Annotated in this window: 16 protein-coding genes, 1 tRNA gene and 3 pseudogenes; 3 read left to right on the plus strand and 17 right to left on the minus strand. The window is 36.2% G+C overall.

The window, feature by feature from the left end:
• Positions 1 to 286 precede the first annotated feature (286 nt).
• Positions 287 to 1,378 (plus strand): DNA alkylation repair protein, encoded by a 1,092-nt coding sequence (locus PYW32_RS08650; RefSeq protein ID WP_016174698.1) that lies wholly within the window; start codon positions 287 to 289, stop codon positions 1,376 to 1,378.
• 47 nt (positions 1,379 to 1,425) lie between these two features.
• Here the strand turns inward: PYW32_RS08650 and PYW32_RS08655 are convergent, their stop codons facing one another.
• The 11 genes and pseudogenes from PYW32_RS08655 to PYW32_RS08705 all read right to left on the minus strand — a co-directional run bounded on the left by PYW32_RS08655 (position 1,426) and on the right by PYW32_RS08705 (position 9,298).
• Complete coding sequence (locus tag PYW32_RS08655) at positions 1,426 to 2,802, minus strand: CapA family protein (protein WP_016174697.1); 1,377 nt, start codon at positions 2,800 to 2,802, stop codon at positions 1,426 to 1,428.
• Between the two features lie 227 nt (positions 2,803 to 3,029).
• The gene (locus PYW32_RS13380) at positions 3,030 to 3,443 is read right to left on the minus strand and encodes an aldo/keto reductase (RefSeq protein ID WP_248636467.1); all 414 of its coding nucleotides are present in this window, start codon (positions 3,441 to 3,443) and stop codon (positions 3,030 to 3,032) included.
• A gap of 26 nt (positions 3,444 to 3,469) precedes the next feature.
• Positions 3,470 to 3,748: pseudogene (locus PYW32_RS13385) on the minus strand (MurR/RpiR family transcriptional regulator); the annotation flags it as partial.
• Positions 3,726 to 4,151: a MerR family transcriptional regulator gene (locus tag PYW32_RS08670; RefSeq protein ID WP_016174694.1), complete on the minus strand. Its 426-nt coding sequence runs from the start codon at positions 4,149 to 4,151 to the stop codon at positions 3,726 to 3,728. The pseudogene PYW32_RS13385 and the gene PYW32_RS08670, both read right to left, overlap by 23 nt.
• 105 nt (positions 4,152 to 4,256) lie before the next feature.
• Complete coding sequence (locus PYW32_RS08675) at positions 4,257 to 5,237, minus strand: aldo/keto reductase (protein WP_016174693.1); 981 nt, start codon at positions 5,235 to 5,237, stop codon at positions 4,257 to 4,259.
• Positions 5,238 to 5,248: 11 nt separating this feature from the next.
• Complete coding sequence (locus PYW32_RS08680; RefSeq protein ID WP_016174692.1) at positions 5,249 to 6,415, minus strand: MFS transporter; 1,167 nt, start codon at positions 6,413 to 6,415, stop codon at positions 5,249 to 5,251.
• Positions 6,416 to 6,444: 29 nt separating this feature from the next.
• The gene (locus PYW32_RS08685; protein WP_016174691.1) at positions 6,445 to 6,765 is read right to left on the minus strand and encodes a carboxymuconolactone decarboxylase family protein; all 321 of its coding nucleotides are present in this window, start codon (positions 6,763 to 6,765) and stop codon (positions 6,445 to 6,447) included.
• An 18-nt stretch (positions 6,766 to 6,783) separates the two neighbouring features.
• Positions 6,784 to 7,197, minus strand: a complete 414-nt coding sequence (locus PYW32_RS08690) for a cupin domain-containing protein (RefSeq protein WP_016174690.1) — start codon at positions 7,195 to 7,197, stop codon at positions 6,784 to 6,786.
• A 22-nt stretch (positions 7,198 to 7,219) separates the two neighbouring features.
• The gene (locus tag PYW32_RS08695; RefSeq protein WP_016174689.1) at positions 7,220 to 7,723 is read right to left on the minus strand and encodes a flavodoxin; all 504 of its coding nucleotides are present in this window, start codon (positions 7,721 to 7,723) and stop codon (positions 7,220 to 7,222) included.
• A gap of 98 nt (positions 7,724 to 7,821) precedes the next feature.
• Complete coding sequence (locus PYW32_RS08700; RefSeq protein WP_016174688.1) at positions 7,822 to 8,703, minus strand: LysR family transcriptional regulator; 882 nt, start codon at positions 8,701 to 8,703, stop codon at positions 7,822 to 7,824.
• A 13-nt stretch (positions 8,704 to 8,716) separates the two neighbouring features.
• Complete coding sequence (locus PYW32_RS08705) at positions 8,717 to 9,298, minus strand: histidine phosphatase family protein (RefSeq protein ID WP_211210775.1); 582 nt, start codon at positions 9,296 to 9,298, stop codon at positions 8,717 to 8,719.
• 159 nt (positions 9,299 to 9,457) lie between these two features.
• On the opposite strand from PYW32_RS08705, the gene PYW32_RS08710 reads away from it, so the two are divergent.
• Together PYW32_RS08710 and PYW32_RS08715 are read left to right on the plus strand one after the other, a co-directional pair.
• Entirely contained in the window at positions 9,458 to 9,790 is a 333-nt protein-coding gene (locus PYW32_RS08710) for a PadR family transcriptional regulator (RefSeq protein ID WP_016174686.1), read from the plus strand.
• Positions 9,774 to 9,989: a DUF2812 domain-containing protein gene (locus PYW32_RS08715; protein WP_016174685.1), complete on the plus strand. Its 216-nt coding sequence runs from the start codon at positions 9,774 to 9,776 to the stop codon at positions 9,987 to 9,989. The genes PYW32_RS08710 and PYW32_RS08715 overlap by 17 nt, the downstream gene beginning before the upstream one ends.
• A gap of 507 nt (positions 9,990 to 10,496) precedes the next feature.
• Here the strand turns inward: PYW32_RS08715 and PYW32_RS08720 are convergent.
• The 6 genes and pseudogenes from PYW32_RS08720 to PYW32_RS08745 all read right to left on the minus strand — a co-directional run bounded on the left by PYW32_RS08720 (position 10,497) and on the right by PYW32_RS08745 (position 13,877).
• Positions 10,497 to 11,336 carry a Cof-type HAD-IIB family hydrolase gene (locus tag PYW32_RS08720; RefSeq protein WP_016174684.1) on the minus strand — a complete coding sequence of 280 codons (840 nt, stop codon included), beginning with the start codon at positions 11,334 to 11,336 and terminating at the stop codon, positions 10,497 to 10,499.
• A gap of 144 nt (positions 11,337 to 11,480) precedes the next feature.
• A tRNA-Arg gene (locus tag PYW32_RS08725) sits at positions 11,481 to 11,552 on the minus strand.
• Positions 11,553 to 11,624: 72 nt separating this feature from the next.
• Complete coding sequence (locus tag PYW32_RS08730) at positions 11,625 to 12,776, minus strand: GNAT family N-acetyltransferase (protein ID WP_016174683.1); 1,152 nt, start codon at positions 12,774 to 12,776, stop codon at positions 11,625 to 11,627.
• A gap of 48 nt (positions 12,777 to 12,824) precedes the next feature.
• Positions 12,825 to 13,301: pseudogene (locus PYW32_RS08735) on the minus strand (DUF3284 domain-containing protein); the annotation flags it as partial.
• A 20-nt stretch (positions 13,302 to 13,321) separates the two neighbouring features.
• Positions 13,322 to 13,477: pseudogene (locus PYW32_RS08740) on the minus strand (PTS sugar transporter subunit IIC); the annotation flags it as partial.
• A gap of 82 nt (positions 13,478 to 13,559) precedes the next feature.
• Positions 13,560 to 13,877, minus strand: coding sequence for a PTS lactose/cellobiose transporter subunit IIA (locus PYW32_RS08745; protein WP_016174680.1), 318 nt, complete (start codon positions 13,875 to 13,877; stop codon positions 13,560 to 13,562).
• Positions 13,878 to 13,886 lie beyond the last annotated feature (9 nt).

The following is a 13,886-nucleotide window of genomic DNA, read 5'->3' on the forward strand; positions in this document are numbered from 1 at the left end:
TCCGTTGCTTTTTCCTTCAACCATTTCGCAAATGATCCCTTTTGCCGAAGAATCTAAAAAATAAAGCGGATTCACATTTATTTTCTAAAATCCGCTCTCAATCAAAATAAACGAATAATCTGCTATTTTTAATAAAATCTATAGCAAATCATTCGTTTATTTAATAAAAAATCATTTTTCCAACTAGTAATTATCCGTTATTATCAGATACTTCTTTTTCATTCCTAAAAGAATGTTATACTAAAAAAATAGTTAGCTTATCTATCATTTTATTAGGGAGGAAAAAATGGCAACCAATTTAAAAGATATTTATTCCAACGAATTTTTAACTACTTTTAGTCAAAAAGTAACAAAGATCTATCCGCATTTTGCAAACGAACAATTTATTCTAGCCGTTTTAGATGAGACGTGGGAAGACTTATCGGTTCGTGCACGCGCCAAACATATTGCCACAACATTAGGATTGTTTTTACCAGCCAAATATGACGAAGCTTTAGATATTTTGTTTCAACTCACTGAGACCTGTCAAGGATTTGCTTATCTCTTCTTTCCCGATTTTGTCACGATTTACGGGAAAAACGAAACCGACTGGGAATTGTCAATGACGGCTCTCGAAACGTTTACTTCAGCTTCTTCTTCAGAATTTGCTATCCGCCCCTTTTTATTAATGGATTCCAAACGAACGATGAAACAACTGACACAATGGGCATTGCATCCCAATGAACATCTCCGTCGCTTAGCAAGTGAAGGCTGTCGTCCAAGACTCCCTTGGGCGGAAGCATTGCCTATGTTCAAAGAAAATCCACAACCCGTCTTGGACCTTTTAGAATTGCTGAAAGATGATTCTTCGTTGTATGTCCGTAAAAGTGTGGCCAATAATTTGAATGATATTTCAAAAGATCATCCGGAACTTGTCCTAAATTTAGCAGAAAATTGGTTAGGTACCAATGAAAAGACCAATTGGATTGTTCGTCGTGCCTGTCGTACACTAATCAAAGATACCCATCCACAAGCGATGCGCTTATTTGGATATGCATTAGACGAACAAGCAGTTAGCAAAGCTGCGATTGGCACAACGCCTACTACAATAACGATTGGTGAAACATGCGAACTTGACTATACCGTGCATCTTTCCACCAAACAAGCAACGCAAGTTCGTATCGAATATGGCATTGATTTTGTCAAAGCCAATGGAAAAACAAGTCGCAAAAAATTTCTTTTATCTGATAAAAAAATACAAGGCGAATACTGTTGGACAGGTACACGTACACACAAATGTGCCAATTTGACCACACGACGCCACTATCCAGGAAAACATGTGATTGTGCTGTTAGTCAATGGCGTCAAAGTAGCACAGACAGCGTTGGAATTAAGATAGCAAAAAAGCTGAAACTCTAATCAACAAAGTTTCAGCTTTTTTCAGTTTTAACGATGTTTGTCTTTCGCTTCTTTCGTACGTGCTGTTTCTAAATGAGTCACGTAATCAAAATCATCTGTGTAAGTCGTCATTCGTTCTTGAAGCATTCCCCACCATTCTGCACCTTGAGGAATAGTATATTTTTGATAATCTGCATACGGAACAACTTCATACATTTTTTCATTTTCAACGCCTAAAATAAATAGCGGCATAAACTTAGGATTCGTTACCATCACTTCACCATCTTCTTGGCGTTTAAAAGTAACTTCCGTAATCCCACCTTGTTTGTTTTCGATATTGACTTGTCCCGTTAAAAAGCTCGCTTGAGAATAAATCGCAAATGTCTCTTTGCCATTGTACCAATCCATTGGTTGTAACACATGCGGGTGTCCACCTAAAATTAATTTTACACCAGCTTCGCTTAACATCTCAAAAACATAGCGTTGATTATCATCTGGTAAGGTTTCATATTCCTGCCCTAATTGCAATGTCACCACAACAGCGTCGACTTCTTCTTTAAGTTTGGTCACATCCGCAACCATTTTTTCTACATCCACCAAACTAATCGTGTATTCTTTCCCTGGATCCACTGGAATCCCATTCGTACCATAAGAGTACGTTAAAAAACCTAACTTAATCCCATTTTCATCAATAATTCGTGGTGTTTGTTGGTCTTTTTCACTCGCGTAACTACCAGAATACATCAATCCTGCTTCACGAATATGTTCAATAGACGTAAGCGCCCCTTCGCTAAACCAATCAAGGGTATGATTCGTGCCATTACTAACAATATCAACCCCAATGTTTTTGATATTATTTAATAGTGAACTCGGCGCATTAAATTGCGGATAACCTGAAATAGGTAATTCTGGATAGGCTGTAATTACTTCTAGATTCGCAATCGTTGCATCTGCATATTCTGTAAACGGCGCAATTTGTGCCAACATTGGAGAAAAATCATAATTCACTTGTTCTGTTTCACTCGCTTTTGTTTCATTCCCTGCTGCTAAAGTATCCACATCAATTCCATCAGTCTTTAATGATGCCATCGCAGATTGATACAATGGGTTACTTGTATCTGCCATATAGGAGACTGTTTCATGGATTAATAAGTCGCCAACAGAGCGTAAGACAAACTCGCCCTCTTTTGCTGGAGTGCTCTTTGTTTGTTCTTTTTCTTCTAAGTCAAGTAACGGTTCAGTTAACGGTTTGATTTTTTCCTTTTGTTTCTTTTCAACTGCTTCAGATTTCGCTGCATTTTTAGCAGATACTTCTTTTGTGTGGCGCATCACCATGACAATCGTGAACATGCAAGATATGACTAATGCGATTAACAAACCAGCCACTGTCAAAATACGATATTTTCTTCTTGTCGCTCTATTCATCTATTACACCCCGTTTTTTATTTAACTCCTTTTTATATATTCTATTGTAACAGAAATCGCTTTCTTTTAGGTAGTTATTCAAAAATGACGCTGATTTCATTATTAGACTGTGTGGCGGTGCCAAAGACCATCGCTCTGTCGTCTTCATTGGGGCATTAAAACAAGGGTCTGTGGTATAATCGATGACCACAGACTCTTTCAGATTCACATGTAGAGTTAAAGATGCATTATTTGCCAATGCGCTTACTTTGTTCTTGATTATAACGTTCGCCTACAATTTCTAACTGCTCAACGGCTTGGTTAATCTCACTTAATTCGTTTTGAGAAAAAGAAATTGCTGTCGAACCAATATTTTCATTCACTCGTTGACTTTTGGTTGTTCCTGGGATTGGAACAATCCAATCCTTTTGTGCCAACACCCACGCCAGCGATATTTGAGCAATCGTCGCATTTTTTTCAGTAGCAATTTTTTGTAATAAGTCTAGTATGACTTGATTTGCTTGAAACGCTTCTGCTGTAAATCTTGGCAAGTCAGCACGATTATCATTATCAGAAGAAATAGCTTCTCTAGTCAATTTCCCTGTAAGAAACCCTCTTCCTAAAGGACTATATGCAACTAAACCAATTTGCAATTCCTCCAATGTTGGTATCACTTCTTTTTCAAGTTCTCTCCACCAAATGGAATATTCGTATCAATAGTAAAACCATTCGCCTCAAACTGGGCAACTTCATGCGTGAACGCATACATAAATTCTTTCCAACCGGAGTACTCAAAATATTTAGCAAAACGCACCAGAGTTGCTTTAGACGTATGGGTTAATTTAGCAATATCATCCATCGTATATTGTGTGAGTTACTCACGATTAGCTAAAAGAAATTCGCCAATGGTACGTCTCGCATCATATTGCTTAAAAACAGCTTCTTCAATTTTTTGAAAGAGATACATGATTTTCTACTCCTCTATCATCTGTTTTCTCTACAATTTGTTGCTGATGCTGTACTATTTTTTTATCATAATTTTTTATTTTCTTTTCCAGTTTTGAGACAGTTGTATTGATTTGTTGCTGCTTTTCAAGTAATTTTTCATATTCAATTAATAGAATATCTTGCCGTTCTTTCAAAGTATAGTCGCCTTTTTGATATAAGTCTGTATACTTCGCTAACGATTCAATCGATAATCCCGAGTCACGCATACATTTAATAAATTCAATCCAATTTAAATCCGCCGTAGTATACACCCGTCTTCCAGATGCGTTGCGCGTAATCGGCGGCAACAACCCTTGTTTTTCATAATACCGTAATGTTGCCGGTGTTAAATTGTAACGCGTAGCTACCTCTGAAATATTCATATGAGATTCCTCCTAATCTATGTAGCTTAAGAGGCTGACATACGTTTCTATAATCCTAACCGTACCCTTTGCCTCAATTTTACTTACGTCACAGACTCTGAAGTCTTATGAAAAACCAACAATTTTATGTGGAACATATTCCTCTTCTAAATAAACGACTTCTTCTTTTGTCAATTTAAACTCAACAGCTTTCACTGCTGTTTCCACATGACTTAATTTGGTTGCACCAATAATCGGCGCCGCTAGATTTTCCTTTTGTAATAACCAGGCTAGTGCCACTTCTACGCGGCTCACTGCGTGGTTTGTAGCAATCTCCGCAACTCGTTCGATAATCACTCGATCTTTATCTGCGGTTTCACCGTATTTTGCTTTTTGGACAACATCTGTTTCTCTTCGTAAAGATGTCTCTGAAAAAGGCTTCACTAATTTGCCAGAAGCAAGCGGACTATATGGCGTTAATGCAATCCCTTGATCGACACAATAAGGAATCATTTCTCGCTCTTCTTCTCGGTAAATTAAATTCAAATGATTCTGCATCGAAACAAATTTTGTCCAACCATTTTTTTCAGCAATGTTATTTGCTTTTTGAAATTGATAAGCGTACATCGCGGATGCACCAATATAGCGAGCTTTGCCAGCTTTAACGACATCATGTAATGCAGCCATTGTTTCTTCAATTGGTGTGTCATAATCCCAACGATGAATGATGTATAAATCAACATAATCCGTTTGTAGCCGTTGTAAACTCTGATCAATTTGAGACAAAATAGCTTTTCTTGATAATCCTTGTCCATTAGGTCCATCAAACATTTTTTGATGAACCTTGGTTGCTAAGACGATTTCATCGCGGTTGGCATAGTCTTTTAAAGCTTTCCCTAAAATTTCTTCACTACGACCTAATGAATAAACATTGGCTGTGTCGAAAAAATTAATGCCTAAATCAAGCGCACGTTTAATAATCGTCCGACTTTCTTCTTCTTCTAAAACCCATTTATGCAACCAATTTTCAGGATCACCAAAGCTCATTGCACCTAAACAAATTCTTGAAACATCCATTCCTGTATTGCCTAATTTGACATATTTCATTGAAATCCCTCCTAAATAGTCACCTTTTTATTAAAAAACGCTAGCATCAAGCCAATTCCACCTAATAAGATTCCAGTAATCAGTATTTGATTACTCGCATGTTGATTTCCACTGAAAAAAGTGATCGCTTGTGACGCATAAGGTGCCAGTGTTGCCCCTAAGTTATACGCAACCAACACCACCGTTGTTCCAAATTTCGCCACTGCTTCTCCACCAGTTGTAAAGGTATGCATGAAATAGGGCATAATGTGTCGAAAAGCAAATCCTAACACCAAAGAACATACCAATGTAAAAAATGCAGAAGTGGATAGATTCGTTAAAAAGATACTCATTCCCGCAATATTTGTTGCAATCGGCAATAACCAACGTTGCAAATAACGATACGTAATTCCAAAGACATTTCCTGCTAGAAAAGCACCTGTCGCAATGGCCGCAATCATATGACTGCCGTTTGTTGCATTGCCAATTCCTTGTTCGATTAACAGTGGCGTAATTTGTAAATTGTAATTGATGAACAACAACACAATACAAAATAAAATACCACCTAATAAAATGGATTTCAGTTTTCGCCCTTTGGTAATCGACACGTCCAACTTATCTTCCACCGGTCTTGTATTCAATCGTTCATTGGGAATCACCAACAAGACAAACAGAAAACTAACCATCGCAAAAGCATAGATTATCAACGATATTTCCCAATTCATTTTAACTAATTGTCCGACTGCAAGCGTCATAAAGATGCCACCTAAACCTTCACAGGCACTTTCTAAACCTAACGCTCTTGCTTTTTTTTGATTGTCTTTTTGAAATACGTGACTAATCATTTGAATCAACAAACGATTAAACAAACCAATGCCTAAGCCTAATAAACATCTTGAAAGAAACAGCCAAGCAAAACTCCCTTGATACCAAGCGGGTAGTGTGCCAAAAATCCCGACAATCATCAAACCTGTCAAAATTGTTTGTTTTTTTCCGATATACTTTTCAAGTACACTAGTTAAAAAAACGCCAATAATCAAAAAGAACGATGGAATAGTAGTCAATAAGCCCACATAAATTGGATTGATTTCTGGAAAACTTTTGGTAATCTCTGGAATATTCGCTGAAATAGCTGGTGCCGAATTAACAACTAAAGCCACTGATAGCAAAGCAATTAGTTTCATTGAAAAAAATCGCATCATTTCTCCTTTATCATCGTATCGATTCATTATTCACTCTCATCAAAAATTTCTTTCGCTAAGTTAAATGCCGACCACGCTTTTGGCCACCCAGCATAAAAAGCCAAATGGGTAATCAGTTCCACAATTTCTTCTTTGGTTACGCCATTTTGTTTGGCAATCGTCAAATGTGCTTCTAATTGGGGAACGCCTTGTGTTAATAGACTTGCCACTGTAATTAAACTACGGTCACGGAGAGACAATTGTTTTTCTCGATCCCATACCTCACCAAATAATACATCGTCATTTAAGGCCGCAAATTGTGGGGAAAATTCGCCTAAATTATCTCTACCAGCCGTTTGTTTTGCCATCGTCTTTTTCCTTCTTTCTTATTTTTTTAAATTTGAATAGTGTTCATCTGAAACAGGTTCCAACCATTCAGGTCTTCCCGCAGTAATTGCCAAGTGTTCAAACCAACTATCTTCAGTAGCACCATGCCAATGTTTGACACCATCACGTGTCACAATGACATCACCTGCTTGTAAAAATTGCGCTTCTTTTCCTGCTTCTTGGTACCATCCTTCACCACCAGTCACTAATAGAATCTGAAATCCATCGTGATGAATATGCCAATTATTGCGACAACCGGGTTCAAAAGTCACATTCCCAACACCTACATTTAACGATGGATCAGCCACCAACGTTTTCAAATAACTTTGTCCTACAAAGTATGGTGCAAATGCGTCATTTTTTTCTCCACTTGGAAAAATCACACCATTTTTTACTTCTTCAAATTTTGCCATGTCTCTCTCCTCCATGATTAAATTATTGTACCAACCAATGTGAAATAGCGTTATCTGCTTTCTCCACTCTGGAACCTCTAACTGGTAAACCTAATTTGATAATCGCGTGAGGGCACCTTTGCTTTAATTCGATGAGACTCAATCCAAACGCGCTTCCTTCGTGGGTACAAAATGGATAAATGATTTTCCCAGACATATCGACCGACTCTAAAAAATGACTCACAACTTTAGGCATCGAACCACACCAATTGGGAAAACCTAAAAATAATGTATCAACATAATGCCAATCAATGGGTAATTCATAAAAAGCTGGTTTGAGATTTTCCAGCTTTTCTTGTTCGACCACATGGATGGTTTCTGTATAACTATAGGGATAAGGTATTTGGGGCCGAATTTCAAAAATAGGTGCCTGTAATTGTTGACCAATTTTTTCTGCCAAAATTTCAGTATTTCCTTTGGTTAGTGGCGTGATTTGTCCATTCAAAAAGTTTTCATTTTTTCTAGAAAAATAGATTATAACTGTCATTTTCTCACCTCAAAAAAGCTGTACCATTTACTCGAACGACTTACAAGTTCATGGTACAGCTCTTTTTATTTTCCGTCCAATACCTATTAAGCTTCGTTTCATGCCTTCAAAGCATGTTCAATTTTCTTAATAAATGTTCGTACGGTTGCACTAAGGATACCTTCTTTTTTCCAGACAAGGACACAATTAGTCGTCATTTCTGGCACAAACGGTAAAAATTTAATCTTATTTTTGCGCTCTGCGACAGCTCCTTTAATTGCGATTGCAGCCCCGACTTTATTTTCAACAAGTGAAATGACATTAAAGATTAAATTGTATTTACCAATAATCGTTAGTGCCTCTTCGTCAAATCCACCCCACGAACAAAACATCGTGCGCACTTCTTTGCGACTTGAACAAATTAATGGCATTCCTAAAACATCTTCTGCCGAAACAGTTTCTCGATGAGTCAAAAAGTGTTCCGTTGAAACTAATAATCCCCAAATTTCTTTTTCAGGTAAGATTAATTTGTGGTATTTTTCGATGGGAGCGGGTTCGATTAATACCGCCATATCTAACAATCCTTTATCTAATTTTTCGATAATATCATTACTCGTTCCACTAAAAATAGTGAACGTCACTTGTGGATGATCTGCAATCATTTCTTCCAACATTTCTGCTAAAAAATGTGAACTTTCCGCTTCTACACAACCAATAGAAATTTGACCATTTAAAATCGTCTGTTGGTAGTTGGCAAGTTCTTGTTCCGTTTTTTCATTCAACGTCAAAATTTCTTCTGCTCTTTTTTTCAAAAACAAGCCTGATTCTGTCAGATACAATTTTTTATTTTGACGGACAAACAACGTCATTTGCAAACTTTCTTCAAAATCACGAATCTGACGACTTAATGTTGGTTGCGTGATGTGCAATTTTTTTGCTGCTTGGGTAATATTCTGTTCTTCTGCAACGGTTAGAAAGTATTTTAACATTCTAATTTCCATTCATCAGACTCCTTTAGTTTAAATGAGCGAAATCATGATTAATAATTTCCAATAATTCGAACGTTTCATCTTCATGATACGCAAACTTTAAAATACAGCAATTGCTAATTTTATTTGAATCAATTTGACTTGTATGACTCCAATAACGCATAAAATGGCGACAAGATGCACCATGTGAGACCGCTAAAATCGTCTGGCCTTTTGTCGTGCGCATGAGTTGTGCGATTGTTTCAGCGACACGATTTCTTAAATCAACTTCTCGTTCGCCACCGAATGGAACAAAAAAATCACCATAGGGCAATGCAGGATTCAAAAATTCTGGTTCGCCTTCAAAACGGCCAAAATTCCATTCTTTTAATCCCTTTAAACGTGTATAAGGAATATCTGTGATACATTCCAATGTATCTGACGTTCGTTCTAAGGTTGAGCAATAGGCATCATCAAAAACAATCTGATTTTCTTTAAAATAATCGCCCGCAATTTTTGCCTGCTCGATTCCTTTAGTCGTTAGCGGAGAATCACACCAACCTTGAATTTTATGCAACTGATTAAACAATGTTTCACCATGTCGCATCAAATATAATACCTTCTTCATTTTATCACCTCATCATTATTATACATGTGAAAGTACACTTTAAGACAAGAAGAAAAATGAAATGATTGTTTATTTTAATTGACAACTAGTCAGTCACGCTATATAGCTAAGATATACAATTAGACTGACTAGTTGAACTACACAAAGTGAGGTGACGTTATGAAAAGTAATCAATTACCTTTAACTGAAACGGTTTTTTATTTGTTAATTGCTTTTTCTGAACCTATCTATGGCTACTTGGCAATCAAAAAAATTGAAGAATTGAGTCAAAGAGAGGTTCGAATAGCTGCCGGTACAATGTATGGTGCTATTGAAAATTTTCTTAAATTAGATATGTTGCAACAACTATCTTCTAACAATGAGCGCAGAAAAATATATCAGACGACAAAATATGGCAAACAAATTTTGGAAGCAGAAGTGTTAAGAATGCAACATTGTATCAATATATTTGATTCAAATAATAGGGGTGAAAAAAATGAAGAGACAATTTAAGTTTTTCTTATCGTTAGAAAAAGAGGAACGGTGGTTAAATAAAGAACTTGCCAAAGGTTGGCAACTTGTTGATGGCACGACAGGGTATACGTTTGAACAATCTACGCCAACTCACAGAATCATCCAATTAGATTACCGTAAGTTTCCTACAAAAGATGCGTTTGAAGAATATGTCCTATTTATGTCAGACAGCGGCTGACAACATATCCGGGGTTCTAAAAATAGTGGCAAACAATATTTTATTGGTTCTAGTTCTCAAAATCATGAAATATTTTCAGATAATGAGTCCAAAATCGAACGGGAGAAAAGAAACCGAAATGCTTTACTTGGTTCGCTTGCTATTTTTATTGCACTATTCATTATCTTTCGAACGTCAAATAATACGGCTATCGATTTTACGCTATTGACACATCCACAAAAAGCCTTCTTAACACCTGGATTATGGAATGCAACTGGCAAAGATTTTATCTTTTCTTTCTTATTTGAACTTCCCTTTGCATTCGCTCGCTTTTTGGCTGTGGGTAGTATCCCCTTGATAATTATCATCCTGACTATCTTAATAATCCAAAGACAACTAGTTATCCGCCACTATAAAAACGCTGAAATAAAATTTTAAATATACAAAAAAACTGCCACTGCTAGAAAGTGACAGTTTTTTTCGCACTCTATTGGACTGACATCAGTTTTTTCAAAATAATTTTTCGCTTCAATATAAATGCAGTTCCTCTAAAGCACTTGCTATACCACCTTCATCGTGTGTAAGTGTCACAATATCTGCAGCCTCTTTTAAAACAGCTTGCGCATTGCCTATCGCAATACGAAGTTCAACTGCTTCAAACATCGATAAATCATTATGCCCGTCGCCAAATGCAATGGTGTCACATTTTTCTTTTTTTAGATACTGAATAACGGTTTCAATGGCTATTTTTTTAGTAATATTTTTGATACCAATCTCTCCACTATCTGGACCAAAAATAGGAACGGTACTTCGTAACATATAGAACTCACCATCATATTTCTCATGAATTTTTTCATAAGGCACTGTCTGATTTACAAAAGAAACCTTATTAACGTCTTCATAATCAATTTGTGTGTGATCTTCAATTAAAAGATCTAAAAACCAAGTAATATCTTGTAATTTTGTTTGTCCTTCAATTGAGTCTTTTGGCGTTCCATTTAACACTAAGCTTTGTAACTTCTGTTTAAGATTTTTACTAGCAAATAATCCTTGATTCGATTCTAAATAATACTCTACTGCATTTTCTTCAAGAAAAGTGACGATTTTTTTTAGTTCAATAGCATCAAAAACTTCATGTAAAATAATTTCACCATCAACTTCGCAATAACCACCACCGGCACCAATCATACCTCTAATTAGTAAGTTGAACACTTCTTCAGGAATTTCCGCTTTTGAACGCTCGGTACATAAAAAGAAATCGTGACTATTTTCATACGTTTTTATAATTGCTTGTTTCGCACTTTCGGGTACTCTTCCTGCCTCATTACACAACGTTCCATCAACATCTAAAAAAATTATTTTTCCCAATATTCCTCCTTATCTAAACAAAAATTCAAACACATTTATTATCTTTAGTAGCAACATAAACACTAGTAATATCATCTAAAATAGTAGCTAATTGTAAATAAAAAGCTGAAATCTTGCATCACAAAGATTCCAGCTTTTTTCTAACGTCCCCTGCCGGAATTGAACCAGCAACTAAGTCTTAGGAGGACCTTGTTATATCCATTTAACTAAGAGGACGAGTGACAAAAAGTCTGTTATTATTTTATCGCTAACCTTCCAAAAACGCAAGGTTAGCGATAAAATAACTTCTTAGAAATAATCTTCTAAAACAGGCGTTTCTTTCGGTAAAATCGCTTCAATCACAGGCATCAATTTTTCATCCACTGTTACTTCATTGAAAAAGACGAGCTGTTGTAAAGATTGATAACCTAAAAATAGTTGCGTAAATCGTTGCACAGAAAGGGTTAAAGTCGGTAGCTTGGTTTTCGCTACTTTATTTATGGTTCCATCTGTATTGATTTCAAAAATTCCTTCGTTCCATGAAGCATAGCTGTCTTCAGGGATCTGAATCGCAAATGATTCTTGTAAGTTATCAAATGGATAAATGGTTAAAAATGCTTCTACATCAACAATACGTACCATCATTTCTGGACGAATCGTCGCATTGACAAGTGGTTTTTCTTGTAAAAAGAACGCACTATTTTTATTATATCCTTGTTCGTAACGAATTTCACTCACTGACTCTTTATGTGTCGCAATATAACGATTTAGCGCATGATATGCATGACCACTCAAGACTTCCCATTCTGCACAATGGAATTTCCCATTTAGAATTTGATAAACTAAATAGCCTTCTGCCATTCCTGCTTCATTGTAATAAATCGCAAAATAATACGGGCGCTGAATACGGAATTTATAGTCATACCACCAGTCTTCTCTTTGTAAACCACCATGTTTGTTACGGTTAGAGGCTTGATAGACTGTTTTGATGTCTACTTTCGCATCTTCCCATGTTTGACGACGAATTTTCCCTGGCACCCGTTTACTATCTGGCCATTTACGACTTGGAACATCATAAGCAATTCGTTCAAAAATTAGTTCGTAGCCGTAGCGACGATAAAAGGGATATGAAAATGGTGCCAGATAAGAAAACAGAACCTTATTTTCTTTGCAGTCATTTAAAATATCCGTCATCAACTGATCAATCCGTCCTTCACCGCGATAACTTGGATCAGAAGAAACAAATCCAACACCCGCCATTTCGAATACTTGATTAAAAAATTGGACTTTTAAGGGCGTGGCAAGAATCTGACTGGCTAAGGTTTCACCATCATATGACCCATAATGTTTGGAATGTTCCACAATGTAGTTTAAACGATTTTTATATTCTTCACTTTGATTAAATTGAAACGCATAGTGGGCAAGTTGATAGATTGCTTCTGCTTTCGTTGTTTCTTGCATTGATTTCCCCCCTCATTAAAAATGAAAAAAGAGTCCGTGTTGACTCTTTTAACACGACTCTTCTATCATGGTGAGCATACGTTTAAATTGACGTTTTTTGAAAAAGCCTAAGATGATTCCAAAAAGCATGTCATTCATTTTTTGCATTGTACCAAATGACTCCATCGTTTCTTGATAACGGACTTCACAGGTATGCTCATCAATCGAAACAATATCATATTTTACATGAAAATCATTTCTCGTTGTCGATGTGCGAAAATGGTACGCTTTGTTTGGCACAACTTTTTCAATTTTAATTTTTGCACGATTTAATTTAGAAAATTCTTTGACGTATTCAAATTGATTCAATTGTTTCACACTTAATTTTCTACCGGTCGCACTATCAATATCATATAATACTGAATCAATAATTTTATTGAAAAAAACTGGTGCTAAGATGAATGGGATAAACATGATTGCATTTAATACAACCGGTAAACCAAACATAACAGGTTCATTGATATTGAATAAACCAGGTCCAATTGATAGTTTTGCTACTGTTAAGTAATCTGTGCGTTAATCATTACGGCTACTGAACCAGCCATTGTTGCTGGTAATGTACCGATAAAAGCATCACGTAACGCAACTAAATGTTTTTGTCCCCCAATTTTAGCTGCGACTGGTAGAATGGTTCGTTCCATCCATGCTGTCAATCCGTTCATTCTTATTTCCTCCTATAAGTTCATATAAATATACACAGTTTCAATAATTTTTCTATCCGTTCAAAAATAGTAAAAAATGAAATTACTTCGCGTCTACATGACGATATAAATCAACAATTTCTTTTGCTAAGTCAGTAAATGCAATAGATGTCATCAAGTGGTCTTGCGAATGTACCGTTAATAAGGTAACTGTCATATGATCCCCTTGCGCTTCTTTTGTTAATAAACCTGTTTGAGAATGATGTGCTTCTACTAAGGAAGCTTCAGCGTCTTTGATTTTTTGATCTGCTAATTCAAAGTCACCTTTTTTAGCAGCGGCAATCGCTTCCATTGCATCGCTTTTTGCATTACCGCCATACATAATTAATCCCATGATGGCTTCTAAATTTTTCTCATCCATAACTTGCTC

Origin of the sequence: Enterococcus saccharolyticus subsp. saccharolyticus, from assembly GCF_029023825.1 — a bacterium.
Classification (GTDB): domain Bacteria; phylum Bacillota; class Bacilli; order Lactobacillales; family Enterococcaceae; genus Enterococcus_F; species Enterococcus_F saccharolyticus.